Source organism: Rhizobium sp. Root491 (genome assembly GCF_001427205.1).
Classification (GTDB): domain Bacteria; phylum Pseudomonadota; class Alphaproteobacteria; order Rhizobiales; family Rhizobiaceae; genus Agrobacterium; species Agrobacterium tumefaciens.
Genome location: NZ_LMFF01000001.1, coordinates 1,228,122 through 1,245,505 on the forward strand (window position 1 = coordinate 1,228,122; position 17,384 = coordinate 1,245,505).

Genomic DNA, 17,384 nt, shown 5'->3' on the forward strand with positions numbered 1-17,384 from the left:
CTCACACCGTCCTGATATAGGCGTCATATTCGACGTCGGTTACACGCAGGGAAAATTCGGAAAGTTCCTGCTGTTTGCAGGCGGAAAACAGCGTACGATAACGCTGGCCAAGCGTCGCATAGGCGAAACTCGAACGCGTGAAACGCTGCAATGCATAATCCCAGTTGGTGGGCAAAGGTTCGTGATTGATGGCGTGGCTGTCGCCGGAAATCGCGCCGCCCGGCTGGCGTTTTTCCTTCATGCCGGCAAGGGCAGCACTCAGGATCATCGCCACAACAAGATAGGGATTGGTATCGGCGCCGGCGACACGATGTTCGATGCGGGTTGCTGCCTTGCTGGCAGTGATAACGCGCACCGCCGCCGATCGGTTGTCTATGCCCCAAGAGGCATAGGTGGGCGCATGTTCGCTGGGCGTCAGGCGGCGATAGGAATTAGCATGGGGAGCGAAGATCGCCATGCTCTCCCCCATGTTTTCCAGAAGGCCGCCGACCGAATGCATCAGCGCGTCCGATGGGCCGTTTTCCCCGGCGTAGATATTCCTGCCGTCACTATCGAGAACGGAAAAATGCACATGCATGCCATTGCCGGCCTGTAACCCGTACGGCTTCGCCATGAAGGTGGCGTCGAGATCGTGCCGCCGCGCCACACCCTTGACGATACGTTTCAGGAAAACAGCGAAATCGGCGGCCCGCAACGCGTCCGGCACATGATTGAGGTTGATTTCATATTGGCCGGGGCCGTTCTCCCGCAGCGTCGTATCGGCAAGAACACCCTGCGCCCTGCATGCGGTTGCGATATCATGGAAGACATCCTCGAAATCCTGCAATTCGGAAATCGACAGAACCTGTGTCTGGCCCGTGTGCCACCGGCCTTCGCGGCTGTGCGGCGGACGCACCGGATCGAGCGCAGAGCGAACCGGGTCGATCAGGTAAAATTCAAGTTCGGTCGCCACGACCGGCGTGAGGCCAGCCTTTTTGTAGGCTTCCAGCACCCTTGCCAGAACATTGCGCGGATCGCCATAAAACCCGGCTCCATCAGGATTTTTCATCGCGAGCAGGACTTGCGCGGTCGGCCGGCCGAGCCATGTCACCCGAGACAGCGTGCCGGGAACAGGAAAGCAGAACCCGTCCGGATCGCCCGTCCCTTCGGCGAGGCCTGCGGCATGCACATCGCGGCCCCAGATATCCAGCGCATAGACCGAGCGTGGGATCGCCATTCCCTTTTCAAGGACATCGATCGCCCTTTCGCGCGGAATCCATTTGCCGCGCGGCACGCCGTTCGCATCTATGACGAAGGCTTCGAGAATTTCGATATCGGGGTTATCGTCGAAAAATTTCTTTGCTTTTTCAATATCATCCATCATGCACCAGCAGGCCGTTTCTCTTCTGTTTCGCGCGCAGAAGCGCTTCGCTAACGAAAATCGTCCTGCTGTTGATAGATGAGAAACCTCGCCGTCATGATGACGCTTGCCCCTTTTCCCTTTTTATAAGCCCATGTTACGTGGCCCGCCGCGGGAAGGCCAGCGGATTCGGCCATCAGAGCGGGATGGCGAAAAGTGTACACGGTTTTCGCCAGAGATGACTTCAGTTCATCAGGATCTAGGGATTGAACCTTTCGGGTCGATAGGCATCGATGGCGATGACCGGCGTTTCTCCCAGCATGGTTTCCGCCAGCACACGGCCAGTGATGGGCCCGAGTGTCAGGCCGTGATGGGCGTGACCGAACGAGAACCACAATGTCCTGTGGCGCGGCGCCTTGCCGATGATCGGCATCATATCCGGTGTGCAGGGACGCGCGCCCATCCAGGGTTCCGCATCCAGCCTGCCGCCCAGAGGAAAGACGGTGCGGGCGACCCGTTCCGCCCGCTCGATCTGCACGGGAGATTTCGGCGCATCGCGTTCGGCAAATTCCGCGCCGGTCGTCAGGCGGATGCCTTTGCGCATTGGCGCGAGGAAATAACCGCGCTCGGCGTCGATCAACCAGTTGTTGAGCTTGGTGCCCTCCTGCGGAGCATAGTGCATGTGATAGCCGCGTTTCACGCCGAGCGGAAAGCGGTAACCGAGCCGTTCCGTCACCGTATCCGCCCAGGGGCCTAGTGCGACAACGGCATGTTCAGCTTCCACCGCCCCGGTTTCGGTGCGTACCGTCCAACCACTTGTCGTCTGGCTGAGCGTGGATGCATCACCCCGGACAAAGGTTCCGCCAAGGCTCTCGAACAGTTTGACATAGGCGAGCGTCAGCGCATGTGGATCGCGCACCGACCATGGATCGTTCCATTTCAAACCGCCGACGAAATCGCGGCTGAGATGCGGCTCCGCCGCGGCGAGTTCCGCCCCATCGAGTTTCGTGTGGGAGATGCCGTGGTCGCGCGCCAGACGTTCGGCGAAAGCAAAGTCTGCATCCCGCCTTTCGGCGGTCCTGTAGGCCTCCATCCAACCGTTTTTCACGATTAGATCGCCGGCCTTGGCTTCATCGATCAGGATGCTGTGTTCGGAGACCGAGTGCTCGATCAGCGGCGCGTAGGCGCGGGCAATTGCTGCGTGGCGCGTGGCCGCAGAATTATACCAGTAGCGGCCAAGAAAAGGCGCGATCTTCGGCAGGGCCGAGAGATGATAACGGGCATCGATGCTGTTGTTCAGGGAATAGCGGAGAAGCCGGCTAACTTCCTGCGGGAAGGCGTAGGGAACGACACCCTCTCTCTGGATCAGTCCGGCATTGCCGAAGGAGGTTTCCTCACCCGGTCCCCGCCGGTCCACCAGCACCACCGATTTGCCCCTGCGGGCCAGTTGCAAAGCGACGGAGACCCCGATGATCCCCGCCCCCAAAACGATCACATCCGCTGCCATGGCATTCAATCCGTTTGCGTATCTCGTCCCCGCAACATGGGTCGGCATTTTGCGCAAAGCAACAGAAAAATCATCGTCTTAATAGAAACAGCAATGCGCCTGCTACTGGCTCACCGCTTTAGTTTCGACTGCCTCGATATTGAAAGCAGCAGCCAGCAGGGCCTTGGTGTATTCCTGTTGCGGATCGGCGAATATCTCCGCTGCCGGGCCGCTCTCCACCACCTTGCCGTTGCGCATGACGATTACGTCGTTGGCAAGCGCTTTAACTACCTTCAGGTCATGACTGATGAAGAGATAGGCGAGTTCGTGGCGGGCCTGAAGATCGCGCAAGAGATCGACCACCTGTGCCTGCACGCTCATGTCGAGCGCCGATGTGGGCTCGTCCAACATGACGAAGCGAGGTTTCAACACCATGGCGCGGGCAATGGCGATACGCTGACGCTGACCACCGGAAAATTCATGCGGATAGCGCCAGCGCGTCGCCGGGTCGAGCCCGACTTCTTCCAGCGCCTGGGCGACACGGGTATCCCGCTCATCGGCGGAAAGTTGCCGCTCGTGCACCTTCAGACCCTCGGCAACGATTTCGCCCACCGACATGCGTGGGCTGAGCGAACCGTAAGGATCCTGAAACACCACCTGAAGCCGATTTCTGAGCGGCTTCATCATTTCATAGGAATAGCTGTCGATCGACTGACCGATGAAACTGATACGCCCCTCAGACGCTATAAGACGCGATAGGGCGAGACCGAGTGTCGTTTTGCCGGAGCCGGATTCGCCTACGACGCCAACCGTCTGTCCTGCGCGCAGGGTAATATCGATACCGTCAACCGCCTTCACGTGGTCGACCACCTTGCGCATCAGCCCCGCCTTTATCGGGAACCAGACTTTTATGTCGTCGCCCTGCATGACGACAGGTTTGCTGGCATCGGAAAGCGGCGGCTCGCCCTTGGGTTCGGCAGCCAGAAGATGGCGGGTATAGGCATGCTGCGGATCGGTAAACACCTGCTCCACCGTGCCGGTCTCGACGATCTTTCCCTTGGTCATCACGCAGACACGATCGGCAAACTTACGGACAATGCCGAGATCGTGGGTGATGAACAGCATGGACATGCCGTGCCGGTTTTTGAGGTCGCTCAGCAGTTCAAGGATCTGCGCCTGAACGGTTACATCGAGTGCGGTCGTGGGTTCATCTGCGATCAGCAGTTTCGGCCGGTTGGCAAGCGCCATGGCGATCATCACGCGCTGCCGCTGGCCGCCGGACAATTCATGCGGATAGGCCTTCAGGCGCTTTTCCGGCTCGCGGATGCCCACCTGCAATAACAGTTCCAGCGTGCGCGCCCGCGCTTCAGCGCCGGTGATTGCCTGATGCAGCTCCAGAATCTCGCCGATCTGCCGCTCGATGGTGTGGAGCGGGTTGAGCGAGGTCATCGGCTCCTGGAAAATCATGGTGATGTCGTTGCCGCGAACAGCGCGCAACGCGCGTTCCGGCAGGGTCAGCATATCCTTGCCGTCGAACAGGATTTTGCCCGAAGGATGGCTCGCCGCCGGATAGGGCAGCAATTTGAGAATGGAGTTCGCCGTGACCGATTTTCCCGAGCCGGATTCCCCGACTAGGGCGACAACTTCGCCCGGCATCAGGTCGAAGGAGACATGATCTACGGCGACGCTGGTCGCGCCACCCTGATGAAAGGCAACGGAGAGATCACGGACGGAGAGAAGCGGCTGGGTCTTTGTTTCCATCATGGCGATCACCGGAACGTCTTGCGTGGGTCGAAGGCGTCTCGCACCGCCTCGCCGACGAAGATCAGCAGCGACAGCATGATGGACATGGTGAAGAAGGCCGTGAGGCCAAGCCAGGGCGCCTGAAGATTGTTCTTGCCCTGCGCGATCATCTCGCCCAGCGACGGCGATCCCGGCGGCATGCCGAAGCCGAGGAAATCGAGCGAGGTCAAAGTGGTGATAGAGCCGGAGAGGATGAACGGCAGGAAGGTCAGTGTTGCCACCATGGCGTTTGGCAGAAGATGCCGGAACATGATTGTCCAGTTTCCGACGCCAAGGGCGCGGGCGGCGCGGACATATTCGAAGTTTCTGGCACGCAGGAATTCCGCCCGCACGATGCCGACGAAGCCGACCCATGAAAACAGCAGCATGATGCCAAGCAGCACGAAGAAACCCGGCGGCAGAATAGCCGCGATGATCAGCAGGATGTAAAGCACCGGCATGGATGACCAGATTTCAATGAAACGCTGCAACAGCAGGTCCGTCCAGCCGCCGAAATAACCCTGGATGGCGCCGGCAGTCACCCCAACGAGGGCGGAAGCGATCGTCAGCGTCAGGCCGAAAAGCACGGAAATACGGAAGCCATAGATCATCCGCGCCGTGACGTCGCGCGCTTGATTGTCGGTTCCGAGCCAATTGAGATTGCCGAGCGTACAGCCGGGATCGGCATTACCCTGCGGATAGGCCGAGCAACGGTCCTTTTCATCCATCAGCCAGAATGGTGCCGTGGGGGCGGAATGCGGAATATTGGAATTGACCGTCTGATAGGAATAGCGGATCGGCGGCCAGATCATCCAGCCATTGGCGTTGATCTCGTCCTGAATGAAGGAGGATTTGTAGTCAGTCTGGGCAAGGAACCCGCCAAACTTTTCCTCCGGATAATCGACCATGACCGGCACCAGAAATTCGCCCTTGTAGGAAGCGAAAATGGGTTTGTCATTGGCGATGAATTCCGCAATCAGGCTCAGGAAAAACAGGATCAGGAACAGCCAGAAGGACCAGTAACCGCGCCGGTTTGCCTTGAAATTCTGCCAGCGGCGCTTGGTGGTTGGTGAAAACCACGGGCGCTTCGGCTTTACCAACGTTTCCGTTGCGGCGGTATGGGCAAGCGTCATCACACGTCCCTCCGCTCGAAATCGATTCGCGGATCGATCCATGTGTAGATAAGGTCGGATAGCAGGCTGACCACGAGGCCCATCAGCGAAAAGATGAAGAGCGTGCCGAACACGATCGGGTAGTCGCGATTGACGACCGAGAGATAACCGAGGCGGCCTAGGCCATCCAGCGAGAAGATGTTCTCGATCAGCAGCGAACCGGTGAAGAATGCCGAGATGAAGGCGCCCGGAAAACCGGCGATCACGATCAGCATCGCATTGCGGAAGACGTGGCCATAAAGAACCTTGCGTTCGCTGAGCCCCTTGGCGCGGGCGGTCACGACATATTGCTTCTTGATCTCGTCGATGAAGGAATTTTTCGTCAGAAGCGTCGTCGTCGCGAAAGCCGAAAGCGATAGCGCGATCAGCGGCAGGGTCAGGTGCCAGAAATAGTCGATGATCTTCTGCCACCAGTTCAGCTGGTCAAAATTGTCCGATACCAGACCGCGCAGCGGGAACCAGTCGAAGAACGATCCGCCGGCGAAAAGCACGATGAGAAGAATGCCGAACAGGAAGCTTGGAACGGCATAACCGATGATGATGATGCCTGATGTCCAGATATCAAAGGTCGAGCCGTCGGAAACTGCTTTCTTGATGCCGAGTGGAATGGAGATCATGTAGGAGATGATCAGGATCCAGAAGCCGAGCGACATCGAGACGGGCAGCTTGTCGATGATGAGATCGATGACCGAGGAATTGCGGAAGAAGCTGTCGCCGAAATCGAAGCGTATGTAATTCCACATCATTTCGAGAAAACGGGTGAGCGGCGGCTTGTCGAAACCGAACTGTTTCTCAAGCTTGGCGATCAGCTCCGGATCAAGGCCCTGCGCACCGCGATATTTCGAGCCGCTTTCATCGAAACCGCCGGACTGGCCCATAAGATCGCCGCCGCCGGAGAGGCGGTCGGAGGCGCTGTCGCCCTGCCCAGTCAGTTGCGCGACGACCTGTTCCACCGGCCCGCCCGGCGCGAACTGGATGACAAGAAACGAAATGCCCATAATGCCGATAATGGTCGGGATCATCAGCGCCAGACGTCTGAGAATATAGGCGCCCATCAGCCTTTGCTCCCGGCTGATACGTCAGCGGTTTTCGTTTCTGTCAAACCCGGTCCTTTCCTGAAAGCGCTGCCTTGCGCGATCCAAGCGATTCGTCTCGCCCTATGTGAATCAAGCCTTCGGCGCGAAAGCAAGCGCGGCGTCAGTTCGCGGCCTGGCTGGACCACCATGCCTCCGGAAAACCGACGCCATATTGCGGCAGGTTTTCCGGACGGATGAGCGTGTTCCAGTAAGCGATGAACATCTCGCCGCGATAAAATTGCGGTATGACGTAGCTGTTTGCCAGAAGCACCCGGTCAAGCGCCCGCGCGGCGGCCACCTGCTCATTCCGGTTGGGCGCAAATATGACCTTCCTGACCAAAGCGTCGACGGCAGGGTTCTTGATGCCGGCGAGATTGTTGGAGCCCTGCCGGTCGGCCGCCGCCGAACCCCAGAAATCCGCCTGTTCGTTTCCGGGATTTGCCGACGTCGCCCAGAGCTTGACCGCAACGTCGAAATCGAAGCTGCGGGTACGGTTGGTATATTGCGAGGCATCGACGGTGCGGATGGTCGCATTGACGCCGATCTTCTTCAGGTTCTGGACATAGGGCAGGATGGTTCTTTCCATGCCGGAGGAATCGATCAGAAACTCCATATCCAGCGGCTGCCCGCTCGCCGCGTTGACCATGCGGTTGCCGCGAAGCTCATAACCGGCCTCCTTCATCAGCTTGACCGCCTCGCGCAGATTGTCACGCTGTTTGGCGGGTTCACCCGCGACGGGATTGCTATATTCGGTGGTGAAGACCTCCGGCGGCACCTGATCCTTCAACTCCTGAAGAATTTCTAGTTCACGACCGGTCGGCAGGCCGGAAGAGGCGAGCTCGCTGCCCATGAAAAAGCTGTTGATGCGCTGAAACTGACCGTAAGCCAGCGTCCTGTTCAGCTCTTCGAAGTCGAAGGCATAGTTGAGCGCCTTGCGCAGTTTCGGGTTCTGGAACTTCTCCCGCCGCATGTTCGGCACGAAGGCCTGCATGATGCCGACGGCGCGATAGATGTTCGGCAATTCTTCCTTTGTGACGCGGCCCTCCTTGACGGCCGGAAAATCATAACCAGTGACCCAGCGGCTGGAAGAAGCTTCCTGCCGGAAATCGACTGTGCCTGATTTGAAAGCCTGGAACTCGACGTCCTGATCGGCAAAGAAGGTATAGGTGATTGTTTTGAAATTGTGCTGGCCGACATTCACATTGATGTCCTTGCCCCAATAGTCGTCACGTCGCTCATAGGTCATCGTCGATCCGGGAGACAGCGACGCTATTTTATAGGGGCCAGACCCCATCACCGGCTCCAGCGTGCCACGCGATATGTCGCGCGGCTTGCCATCCGGACCAACGCCCTCCCACCAGTGTTTGGGAACAATCAGCAACTGCCCGACGATCTGCGGCAATTCGCGATTGTTCTTTTCATCGAAGGTAAAGGTGATGTCCCTTTCACCCGTCACCTCTGCCTTGGTGACATGGGTGTAATAGGTCGCAAGCTGCGGGCTGAGATCTTTGGCTTTTTCAAAGCTGAAGACGACATCTTCCGGCGTCACCGGCTTGCCGTCGGCCCATTTCGCTTCTGCGCGCAGCCTGAAGGTGGCTTTGGAGATATCGTCGGGAAAGCTCACGCCCTCTGCCAGGAGACCATAGGAGGCCGAGAGTTCCTCTTCCGTCGATTTCATCAGAGTGTCGAAAACCAACGAAAGACCTGTAGCCGCCTCACCCTTGGCGAGCAGCGGATTGAGCGTGTCGAAGGTTCCCGACGTCGACAGGCGTAGCGTGCCGCCTTTCGGCGCCTTGGTGTTCACATAGTCAAAATGATCAAAACCATCGGGATGTTTCAATTCACCGACCGTCGAGATTCCCTTTCGCCACACATCCGCAGACTGTGCGGAGGCGGCCGCCGGCATCAGCATGGCGGAGGCCGCAAGAGCGACGAGGAGCCGGGATTTCAACGGTGCCAATTTCATTCGGGACGTTCCCTGTTTTCGTGTTTGTTGAAGAGAGCATAAAACAAACATTGGCAAAAAACAGATGCTCCGGCTCACAAGCTCTTTATTGAGGCCTTTATTCGCATGCCTTGGTGCGGGCGACTTGAAACATGGTTTCAACAAAATCCCGATCCAGTTTATCCTGAGGGGCGAGAGAATCATTTAGTCGGAACGGGCACGAATATATGACGGCGGGATCATCCAGAGTTTTCAAGGCGGCCATGCTGGCGATTTCGGTCGTTTCGGCGCTCCAGTTGCAGACGCAAATCGCATCGGCCGAGGACAGGCCCGCGAAAGAAGTATTCGGCCACATCGACCTGCCATCTGCGAATAGCTCCCAGCCGATCGGCTCCTATGCAAAGGGATGTCAGTCCGGCGCCATCGCAATGCCCGCAGATGGCCCGACGTGGCAAGCCATGCGCCTTTCCCGCAATCGCAACTGGGGCCAACCGCAGCTCATTTCCTTCCTCGAGCGGTTTTCGCAGGATGCACAGAAAATCGGCTGGCCGGGCCTGTTGCTCGGCGATATCTCACAGCCGCGCGGTGGACCGATGCTGACAGGCCATGCCTCGCACCAGATCGGCCTCGATGTCGATGTGTGGTGGCGGCCCATGCCGAACCCGAGGCTGACGGTGCAGCAGCGCGAGACGCTGCCTTTCATTTCCATGCTTGATAAGTCCAAGTTCCTGACGGTCGATGACCGCAAATGGTCGCCGCTCAATGCACGGCTGGTAATGATGGCAGCGAGCTATCCGCAGGTGGAGCGGGTCTTCGTTAACCCGGCAATCAAGCAGAAACTCTGCCAGACATGGACCGGCGACCGCACCTTCATGGGCAAGATCAGGCCAATCTACGGTCACGACGAACATTTCCACATCCGGCTGGAATGCCCGCCCGGCGCGCCCAACTGCAAACCTCAGGCAGAAGTTGGCAAAGGTGACGGTTGCGACAAGTCGCTGGCCTGGTGGTTCACCAAGGAACCATGGGCGCCGCCGAAAAAAGACCCCAATGCCAAGCCGGTGAAACCCCGTCAGGTCATGGTCTCCGATCTGCCCGCAGCCTGTGCCGCCGTGGCCGCCGCCCCATCCGCCAATACGGAAGGTTTTGCTGCCCAGGCATATTCCCCGGCGCAGGCCGTGCGCCAGCAAGGCGTGGAACAGATAATCCAGAACGCTCCGGCCATTCAGCCACCTGCGGATATTCCGCTTCCGACCCAGCGCCCGACATTGAACTGAAACAGAAATGCGGCATTAAACAGCTTCCCTTTTCAAATGGGGACAAGCTGTTATAGAAGGCTTCAAATCGATTTAATTCTTTATGGGAACAGGCTGGGGACATGGCAGGACAACGCTGTATCGCACTCATCGCTCACGACGAGAAAAAAGACGATATGGCGGATTTTGCGCGTCATCACCAAAAGGCGCTTTCCGGCTTCAAGATCGTCGCCACCGGCACCACCGGCGGGCGCGTTCAGGAAGCCTGCCCCGGCCTCAGCGTCATTCGCCTCAAAAGCGGCCCGCTTGGCGGCGACCAGCAGATCGGTGCGATGATCGCCACCGGTGAGGTCGATATGCTTATCTTCTTCACCGACCCGCTGACGGCGATGCCGCATGATGTGGATGTGAAGGCGCTGACGCGGCTTGCCACGGTTTACGATATTCCCATGGCGCTCAATCGCGCCACCGCAGAAAACCTGATCGACTTCAACCTCGCCGAATGACGCGCCAACATGGAACAGGTAATGCCGAAGACGTCCGATACCGAATATCTTTCCTTTCCGATCCTTCTTGGCGACATCGGCGGCACCAATGCCCGCTTTTCCATTCTGATCGATTCCTTTGCGGAACCGGTGCACCTCACCACCGTGAAAACAGCGGAATATCCGACAATTGACGACGCCATCCAGCAGGCGGTTCTGGACAAGACCTCGCTTCAGCCCGTGTCGACCATCCTTGCGATCGCCGGCCCCATCGAAGGCGACGAGATTCCGCTGACCAACTGCCATTGGGTCGTTAAGCCGAAGGATATGCTGGCCAAACTCGGCCTGAAGGACGTCATCGTCATCAACGATTTCGAGGCGCAGGCACTGGCTATTGCCGCGCTCGACGACGACAACCGCGATTCTATCGGCTCCGGCAAAAAAGACATGCTGGCATCGCGCGTCGTTCTCGGACCAGGCACAGGCCTTGGCGTTGCCGGTCTGGTTTACGCCCGGCATATGTGGTTTCCCGTACCCGGCGAAGGCGGCCACATCGATATCGGCCCCAGAAGCGCGCGTGACTATGCGGTCTTTCCGCATATCGAGACCATCGAGGGCCGTATCGCCGGCGAACAGATCCTTTGCGGGCGCGGGCTGGTCAATCTTTACCGGGCCATCTGCACCGCCGATGGCATCGAGCCGATCTTTTCCGATCCGGCCGACATAACCTCGCAGGGGCTTTCGGGCCAGAACCCGCAGGCGAAAGAGACGCTTTCGCTTTTCAGCACCTATCTCGGCCGTGTGGCGGGTGACCTTGCCCTGATCTTCATGGCCAAGGGCGGTGTCTATCTCGCAGGTGGCATTTCGCAGAAAATCGTTCCCGCGCTGAAAAGCCCTGAATTCCGGGCGGCGTTCGAAGACAAGGCGCCGCACAGTGCCCTGATGCGCAGCATTCCCACCTTCGTCGTTACCCATCCACAGGCGGCCCTTTCCGGTCTCGCCACCTACGCGCGCACCCCTTCGGATTTCGGCCTTTCACTCGACGGGCGGCGCTGGAGAGCCTGATCTGCGCTTGGGACAGACTTGCGAAGCGGGCGGGCGGTCTTTAACGTCGGTGAGGTATGGGTCAGTCAATTGAATGGCGACCTTGAACGGCAGCACGTGAAAAGTGAGTGAAGGCATGAGCGGCAGCGATATGAAACTGGTGGTGGTTGGTGCGGCGGGCCGCATGGGACAGGCGCTGATCCGCCTTATTCACCAGACACCGGGTGTAACGCTGCATGCCACCGTCGCACGCGAAGGGTCTGCTTTTGTTGGCCGCGATGCCGGCGAGATTGCCGGTCTCGGACCAATCGGCATCAAGATCACCAGCGATCCCTTGCAGGCATTCCTGCATGCGGAAGGGGTGATCGACTTCACCTCGCCTGCAACCAGCGTCACTTTCGCCGGTCTCGCCGCGCAGGCCCGCATCGTACACGTCATCGGCACCACCGGTTGCTCACTGGGCGACGAGGAAAAATTCAAGGCAGCGTCACGCCATGCCCGCATCGTCAAATCGGGCAATATGAGCCTCGGCGTCAATCTGCTCAGCGTTTTGACGCAGCAGGCCGCCAAGGCACTGGATGCGCAGAACTGGGATATCGAAATCCTTGAAATGCACCACAAACACAAGGTGGACGCGCCCTCCGGAACAGCGCTGCTGCTCGGCGAAGCGGCGGCAGCGGGCCGCAAGGTCGATCTCGCCACCTCCTCCGTTCGCGTGCGTGACGGGCATACGGGTGCCCGCGAAGCGGGCACAATCGGTTTTGCGACCCTGCGCGGCGGCTCGGTGATCGGAGAACATTCGGTGATCTTCGCTGGCGAGGGAGAGCGCGTCGAGCTTTCCCACTACGCCGGCGACCGCTCCATCTTCGCACGCGGCGCGATTGCGGCGGCGGTCTGGGCCTTCGACAAGAAGCCGGGCTTCTACTCGATGCTGGATGTTCTCGGCCTTTCGCAGGCAGAATAACGCTTCAGTCTATGTCTGCGCCTTAATTTTCCACGGTAAACTCAACCGTATCTGCCGAGAACCGGCTGATGGCATATTGCACGGGAATGCCGTCCATATCCGCGTTCAGCGCCTGAGTGACGAGCAGTATTGCGCCCGGCGACAATTCGAGATCGGCCAGATCCTGCGTATCGGCGTGGCTCGCGGAAATGACGGTAGAGATGCGCACATAATCCGCGACGCCCAGCATTTCGAAGGCGGCGGTGATCGACCCACTTTTTTGATAGGCTTCCCCTATCCCTGAAAAACGGTCCGCCGGAAACCACGTGGTCGAGCGCGAAACCGGCCGGCTGTCGGCCTTTCGCAGGGTTTCCAGACGCACAAGCGGTGCACCCGGCTGCAATTGCAGCCGTGCCGCCAGGTCGGCATTTGCCGGCTCGGTGGTGTGGGAAAGAAGCAGCGCCTGCATATCCTTCACCTGATCGCTGATACCGGCCGTGAACCGTGTGCGCAGTGAAATCGGAAAGCTCAGTCGTTCCTTGCGCGCAATCATCGTGCCGCGCCCCTGCCTCGCCTCGAGAATGCCTTCGCTTGCCAGCGCGGCAATGGCGCTCCTGACGGTATGGCGGTTGACACCGAATTTTTCGGCCAGCGTCATTTCTGGCGGCAACATGCCGGTTTCGTCGTGATCGCCCGCTGCGATCTCGCCCCTGATCCTGTCGGCGATCTGTCGCCAGAGCGCCACGCCGTTCTTTCTTTTCATCGCTGCCGAAGGGCTCATGTCACACGCTTGTCATTCATCGACGTTAATTGTAACTTATATTGTATAGTTGTCTATATCAATATACATTAGAGGTCAAGCGATGAATAACGAAGCTGCGAATTCACATGCGGAAAGGAAACGGGTGGTAGCACTTCTTGCCCGCGCCACCGTTCAGGAACTTGAGGCGGTCTGGAGCCGGCAGGATGCCAGCCCGCAGACGGAAAACGTGCGGGGGCCTGAAACCGGCCTCGTGATGGTCAAGGGCCGTATCGGCGGTGGCGGTGCGCCCTTTAATCTGGGCGAAACCACCGTGACCCGGGCAACCGTGAAGCTCGCATCCGGCACCGTCGGCCATGCGCATGTGCTCGGCACCGGTCGCAAGAAGGCCTGGTACGCTGCGGTTTTCGATGCGCTCTGGCAGGAAAACCCGACACGCGGCTTCATCGAGACCGAGCTTCTTTCACCGGTCGAAAAAAGACTGGCCGAGGAGAAAGACCGGAAAACGAAAGAAACAGCCGCAACTCGTGTGGATTTCTTCACCATGGTTCGAGGAGAGGATTGATGGGCGTGAAAGCCGAAGCATTGACGGGCGGTTTTTCCGACGCCGTTTTCGATTCACAGCGAATCTTCAAGAAGCTCATGGACGGCATGGCCCGGCCAGGCACAGCGCAAACGATTGAAACAACAGTTGCCCCGCCGCTGCCGCTTGGTGCGGCCAGCGGCGCCGTTCTTCTTGCACTTTGCGATCATGACACGCCGGTCTGGCTGAGCGGCGCGCTACGCAAAACCACGGTGCCGGGATGGATCGGGTTTCACACCGGGGCGGTTACAACAGAGGAAAAAAGCGCGGCGCATTTCGCCGTCATTGAGGCGGGAAGCGCAATTGCCTCCTTCGGTCTCTTTGCCCAAGGCAGTCAGGAATACCCCGACCGTTCCACGACGGTCATCATTGAATTGCCCGATCTTGACGGCGGACGGGAACTGCTGCTGTCCGGCCCCGGCATCCGCCATATCAACATCATTAGCCCATCCGGCCTGCCGGACATATTCCCGAGGCTATGGGCGGAAAACAACGCCATCTTCCCGCGCGGCATCGACGTCATCCTGACGGCTGGCGACAAATTCGTCTGCCTGCCGCGCACGACGCGCATTCAACCCGTGGAGGCATAAGATGTATGTTGCTGTCAAAGGCGGGGAAACCGCCATCGCCAACGCCCACCGGCTTCTGGCCGACAAGCGGCGCGGAGACCGCGACCTGCCCGCCATGACGGTGGCGCAGATCGTTTCGCAGCTTTCGCTCGCCGTTGACCGGGTGATGGCGGAGGCTTCGCTTTACGACCAGTCGCTGGCCGCCCTTGCCGTCAAGCAGTCTCGCGGCGACATGATAGAAGCGATTTTCCTGCTGCGCGCCTACCGCACGACCCTGCCCCGTTTCGGCTACTCTGTTCCCGTGGATACTGCGAAGATGACGGTCCAACGGCGCGTTTCGGCAACCTACAAGGATTTGCCGGGCGGGCAATTGCTGGGACCGACCTTCGATTACACCCACCGCCTGCTCGATCCCTCGCTGCTGGAGGACGGAGCTGTCGAGATCCCTGCCATCCGTGAAGGCGAGACAGAATACGTCATGCGCGTATCCGACATTCTCGCCGAAGAAGGCTTGATCGAAAGTGACGGCGACATGCCGGACGACCACGTTGCCGGCGATCTGACACGCGAACCAATAGAGTTTCCGATGGCGCGCGACCTGCGCCTGGAATCGCTTGCACGCGGCGACGAGGGCTTTCTTCTGGCGCTCGCCTATTCGACGCAGCGCGGTTACGGCCGCACACACCCGTTCGTCGGTGAAATCCGCATCGGCGAGGTGGAGGTCGAACTGGATGTGCCGGAGCTCGGTTTTGCTGTCTCGCTCGGCGACATCAAGGTCACCGAATGCCAGATGGTCAACCAGTTCAAGGGTTCTGCCAAGGCACCTCCGCAATTCACCCGCGGTTACGGTCTGGTGTTCGGACAGAGCGAGCGCAAGGCGATGGCCATGTCACTGGTCGATCGTGCGCTACGCGCCGCTGAATTCGGTGAGGATGTGGTTGCCCCGGCGCAGGACGAGGAATTCGTCATCTCGCACGCCGACAATGTTCAGGCGACGGGCTTTGTCGAACATCTGAAATTACCGCATTACGTGGATTTTCAGGCCGAACTGGGCTTGGTGCGCAAAATGCGCGCCGATTTCGACGCGACCGACACCCATGCCGGGGAATGGATGAGCGATGCCGCCGAATAAATTAGCGACTGTGCTGCTCGCCGAACCAATAGGCACAAAAGACGGTCAATGCTGCAAAAGCGGCAAAGAACACGGCTGCAAGAATTCCAATCTCCATGAGCTTGTACTCCTTTTTTCGCAAGGTTAACGCGCAATGCTTAAAGAAGTTTCATTCGACGACGGGCTGGCTGCCTACAACTTCGCCTATCTGGACGAACAGACCAAGCGGATGATCCGCCGGGCGATCCTGAAGGCAATTGCCATTCCCGGTTATCAGGTTCCCTTCGCTTCCCGTGAAATGCCCATGCCTTACGGCTGGGGCACCGGCGGCGTGCAGGTGACCGCCGCCATCCTCGGTCCAGACGATGTCCTGAAGGTTATCGACCAGGGCGCCGACGACACCACCAACGCCGTTTCCATCCGCGCCTTCTTCCAGAAAGTCGCTGATGTCGCCGTCACCACACGCACCAAGGATGCAACCATCATCCAGACGCGGCACCGCATTCCCGAAGAAGAACTGCATTCGGGGCAGGTGCTTGTCTATCAGGTTCCCATTCCTGAACCCTTGCGGTTCCTCGAGCCGCGCGAGACCGAAACCCGCGTCATGCATGCGCTGGAGGAATACGGCCTGATGCACGTCAAGCTTTATGAGGACATCGCCCGCAACGGCCGTATCTCCACCACCTATGCCTATCCGGTGAAGGTTGCGGGGCGCTATGTGATGGACCCCTCGCCAACCCCGAAGTTCGACAATCCGAAAATGCACCTGTCGGACGCCCTGCAATTGTTCGGGGCCGGGCGCGAAAAGCGCATCTATGCCGTGCCACCCTACACGGATGTCGTCAGCCTGGATTTCGAGGACCATCCGTTTGAAATCCAGAGCTTCGACAAGCCATGCGCGCTGTGCGGCGGGGAGAATGTCTATCTGGACGAGGTGGTGCTGGACGACAAGGGCGGGCGGATGTTCGTCTGCTCCGATACCGACCATTGCGAAGACCGCCGCGCCCATGGCCACAAGGGCCATTTGCTGGCGGATGTGAAGGAGGCCGCAGAATGAGCGACGCACCGCTTCTGAAAGTCAGGGACGTTTCGAAATATTACGGCGACCGCGCCGGTTGCCGCAACGTCTCCTTCGAGCTTTATCCGGGCGAGGTTCTGGCAATCGTCGGTGAATCCGGCTCCGGCAAGACCACGCTTCTCAACTGCATTTCCACACGGCTCGTGCCGACGGCTGGCAGCGTGGAATATCGCATGCGCGATGGCTCGGTGCGAGACCTCTATCATATGGGCGAGGCCGAACGGCGTTTCCTGATGCGGACAGACTGGGGTTTCGTGCACCAGAACCCAGCGGATGGACTGCGCATGGCGGTTTCGGCCGGCGCCAATGTCGGCGAGCGGCTTATGGCTGTCGGTAACCGGCATTACGGCAATATCCGGCAATCAGCCAGCGAGTGGCTGGAACGGGTGGAAATCGGCACCGACCGCATTGACGACCAGCCTCGCGCCTTTTCCGGCGGCATGCGTCAGCGTCTGCAGATTGCCCGCAACCTGGTGACCTCACCACGACTCGTCTTCATGGACGAACCGACCGGCGGCCTCGATGTTTCGGTGCAGGCACGCCTGCTCGATCTCGTGCGTGGTCTCGTCAACGATCTCGGCCTCGCCGTTATCGTCGTCACCCATGATCTGGCGGTCGCGCGGCTGCTTTCCCATCGCATGATGGTGATGAAGGGTGGTGACGTCATCGAACACGGTCTGACAGACCGGGTGCTGGATGATCCGCGCGAACCCTACACGCAATTGCTTGTTTCCTCCATTTTGCAGGTTTGACGC

16 protein-coding genes are annotated in these 17,384 nt (G+C 59.1%); 9 read left to right on the plus strand and 7 right to left on the minus strand.

Going from position 1 to position 17,384, the window contains the following annotated elements:
• Window position 1 precedes the first annotated feature (1 nt).
• The 6 genes from ASD46_RS06125 to ASD46_RS06150 form a co-directional block, all read right to left on the minus strand.
• Window positions 2–1,363, minus strand: coding sequence for a glutamine synthetase family protein (locus tag ASD46_RS06125; protein WP_025592116.1), 1,362 nt, complete (start codon window positions 1,361–1,363; stop codon window positions 2–4).
• A gap of 235 nt (window positions 1,364–1,598) precedes the next feature.
• Window positions 1,599–2,846, minus strand: a complete 1,248-nt coding sequence (locus ASD46_RS06130) for an NAD(P)/FAD-dependent oxidoreductase (RefSeq protein WP_025592115.1) — start codon at window positions 2,844–2,846, stop codon at window positions 1,599–1,601.
• A gap of 102 nt (window positions 2,847–2,948) precedes the next feature.
• Complete coding sequence (locus ASD46_RS06135) at window positions 2,949–4,589, minus strand: ABC transporter ATP-binding protein (RefSeq protein ID WP_029658722.1); 1,641 nt, start codon at window positions 4,587–4,589, stop codon at window positions 2,949–2,951.
• Between the two features lie 5 nt (window positions 4,590–4,594).
• Complete coding sequence (locus ASD46_RS06140) at window positions 4,595–5,740, minus strand: ABC transporter permease (protein WP_003514514.1); 1,146 nt, start codon at window positions 5,738–5,740, stop codon at window positions 4,595–4,597.
• Window positions 5,740–6,834: a microcin C ABC transporter permease YejB gene (locus ASD46_RS06145; protein ID WP_003514512.1), complete on the minus strand. Its 1,095-nt coding sequence runs from the start codon at window positions 6,832–6,834 to the stop codon at window positions 5,740–5,742. The genes ASD46_RS06140 and ASD46_RS06145 overlap by 1 nt, the downstream gene beginning before the upstream one ends.
• A gap of 142 nt (window positions 6,835–6,976) precedes the next feature.
• Window positions 6,977–8,821: an extracellular solute-binding protein gene (locus ASD46_RS06150; protein ID WP_013635280.1), complete on the minus strand. Its 1,845-nt coding sequence runs from the start codon at window positions 8,819–8,821 to the stop codon at window positions 6,977–6,979.
• A 206-nt stretch (window positions 8,822–9,027) separates the two neighbouring features.
• On the opposite strand from ASD46_RS06150, the gene mepA reads away from it, so the two are divergent.
• The 4 genes from mepA (at window position 9,028) to dapB (ending at window position 12,549) form a co-directional block, all read left to right on the plus strand.
• Window positions 9,028–10,077 (plus strand): penicillin-insensitive murein endopeptidase, encoded by a 1,050-nt coding sequence (gene mepA, locus ASD46_RS06155; protein ID WP_013635279.1) that lies wholly within the window; start codon window positions 9,028–9,030, stop codon window positions 10,075–10,077.
• A 101-nt stretch (window positions 10,078–10,178) separates the two neighbouring features.
• A complete protein-coding gene (locus ASD46_RS06160) occupies window positions 10,179–10,562 on the plus strand; it encodes a methylglyoxal synthase (protein WP_013635278.1) in 384 nt (127 codons plus the stop codon).
• Window positions 10,563–10,583: 21 nt separating this feature from the next.
• Window positions 10,584–11,606, plus strand: coding sequence for a glucokinase (locus ASD46_RS06165; RefSeq protein ID WP_019564516.1), 1,023 nt, complete (start codon window positions 10,584–10,586; stop codon window positions 11,604–11,606).
• Window positions 11,607–11,721: 115 nt separating this feature from the next.
• Window positions 11,722–12,549, plus strand: coding sequence for a 4-hydroxy-tetrahydrodipicolinate reductase (gene dapB, locus ASD46_RS06170; protein WP_013635276.1), 828 nt, complete (start codon window positions 11,722–11,724; stop codon window positions 12,547–12,549).
• 22 nt (window positions 12,550–12,571) lie between these two features.
• On the opposite strand, the gene phnF is transcribed toward dapB, so the two are convergent.
• The gene (gene phnF, locus ASD46_RS06175; protein WP_003514498.1) at window positions 12,572–13,309 is read right to left on the minus strand and encodes a phosphonate metabolism transcriptional regulator PhnF; all 738 of its coding nucleotides are present in this window, start codon (window positions 13,307–13,309) and stop codon (window positions 12,572–12,574) included.
• An 82-nt stretch (window positions 13,310–13,391) separates the two neighbouring features.
• On the opposite strand from phnF, the gene phnG reads away from it, so the two are divergent.
• From phnG to phnK, 5 genes are all read left to right on the plus strand, one after another.
• Window positions 13,392–13,853 carry a phosphonate C-P lyase system protein PhnG gene (gene phnG / locus ASD46_RS06180; protein ID WP_013635275.1) on the plus strand — a complete coding sequence of 154 codons (462 nt, stop codon included), beginning with the start codon at window positions 13,392–13,394 and terminating at the stop codon, window positions 13,851–13,853.
• Entirely contained in the window at window positions 13,853–14,461 is a 609-nt protein-coding gene (phnH, locus tag ASD46_RS06185) for a phosphonate C-P lyase system protein PhnH (protein WP_013635274.1), read from the plus strand. Before phnG ends, phnH begins: the two co-directional genes overlap by 1 nt.
• 1 nt (window position 14,462) lies before the next feature.
• Complete coding sequence (locus ASD46_RS06190) at window positions 14,463–15,572, plus strand: carbon-phosphorus lyase complex subunit PhnI (RefSeq protein ID WP_060641874.1); 1,110 nt, start codon at window positions 14,463–14,465, stop codon at window positions 15,570–15,572.
• Window positions 15,573–15,705: 133 nt separating this feature from the next.
• Window positions 15,706–16,608 carry an alpha-D-ribose 1-methylphosphonate 5-phosphate C-P-lyase PhnJ gene (locus ASD46_RS06195; protein WP_003514490.1) on the plus strand — a complete coding sequence of 301 codons (903 nt, stop codon included), beginning with the start codon at window positions 15,706–15,708 and terminating at the stop codon, window positions 16,606–16,608.
• Window positions 16,605–17,381 (plus strand): phosphonate C-P lyase system protein PhnK, encoded by a 777-nt coding sequence (gene phnK, locus ASD46_RS06200; RefSeq protein WP_003514488.1) that lies wholly within the window; start codon window positions 16,605–16,607, stop codon window positions 17,379–17,381. The genes ASD46_RS06195 and phnK overlap by 4 nt, the downstream gene beginning before the upstream one ends.
• Window positions 17,382–17,384 lie beyond the last annotated feature (3 nt).

What these genes read in the sequence shown, in the direction of transcription:
- phnH (WP_013635274.1), top strand. Translation starts at nt 13,853, where the DNA reads ATGGGCGTGAAAGCCGAAGCATTGACGGGCGGTTTTTCCGACGCCGTT.
- ASD46_RS06145 (WP_003514512.1), bottom strand. Translation starts at nt 6,834, where the DNA reads ATGGGCGCCTATATTCTCAGACGTCTGGCGCTGATGATCCCGACCATT.
- mepA (WP_013635279.1), top strand. Translation starts at nt 9,028, where the DNA reads ATGACGGCGGGATCATCCAGAGTTTTCAAGGCGGCCATGCTGGCGATT.
- ASD46_RS06165 (WP_019564516.1), top strand. Translation starts at nt 10,584, where the DNA reads ATGCCGAAGACGTCCGATACCGAATATCTTTCCTTTCCGATCCTTCTT.
- ASD46_RS06130 (WP_025592115.1), bottom strand. Translation starts at nt 2,846, where the DNA reads ATGGCAGCGGATGTGATCGTTTTGGGGGCGGGGATCATCGGGGTCTCC.
- phnF (WP_003514498.1), bottom strand. Translation starts at nt 13,309, where the DNA reads ATGAGCCCTTCGGCAGCGATGAAAAGAAAGAACGGCGTGGCGCTCTGG.
- phnG (WP_013635275.1), top strand. Translation starts at nt 13,392, where the DNA reads ATGAATAACGAAGCTGCGAATTCACATGCGGAAAGGAAACGGGTGGTA.
- ASD46_RS06125 (WP_025592116.1), bottom strand. Translation starts at nt 1,363, where the DNA reads ATGATGGATGATATTGAAAAAGCAAAGAAATTTTTCGACGATAACCCC.
- ASD46_RS06150 (WP_013635280.1), bottom strand. Translation starts at nt 8,821, where the DNA reads ATGAAATTGGCACCGTTGAAATCCCGGCTCCTCGTCGCTCTTGCGGCC.
- ASD46_RS06160 (WP_013635278.1), top strand. Translation starts at nt 10,179, where the DNA reads ATGGCAGGACAACGCTGTATCGCACTCATCGCTCACGACGAGAAAAAA.
- ASD46_RS06135 (WP_029658722.1), bottom strand. Translation starts at nt 4,589, where the DNA reads ATGATGGAAACAAAGACCCAGCCGCTTCTCTCCGTCCGTGATCTCTCC.
- ASD46_RS06140 (WP_003514514.1), bottom strand. Translation starts at nt 5,740, where the DNA reads ATGACGCTTGCCCATACCGCCGCAACGGAAACGTTGGTAAAGCCGAAG.
- ASD46_RS06195 (WP_003514490.1), top strand. Translation starts at nt 15,706, where the DNA reads ATGCTTAAAGAAGTTTCATTCGACGACGGGCTGGCTGCCTACAACTTC.
- dapB (WP_013635276.1), top strand. Translation starts at nt 11,722, where the DNA reads ATGAGCGGCAGCGATATGAAACTGGTGGTGGTTGGTGCGGCGGGCCGC.
- ASD46_RS06190 (WP_060641874.1), top strand. Translation starts at nt 14,463, where the DNA reads ATGTATGTTGCTGTCAAAGGCGGGGAAACCGCCATCGCCAACGCCCAC.
- phnK (WP_003514488.1), top strand. Translation starts at nt 16,605, where the DNA reads ATGAGCGACGCACCGCTTCTGAAAGTCAGGGACGTTTCGAAATATTAC.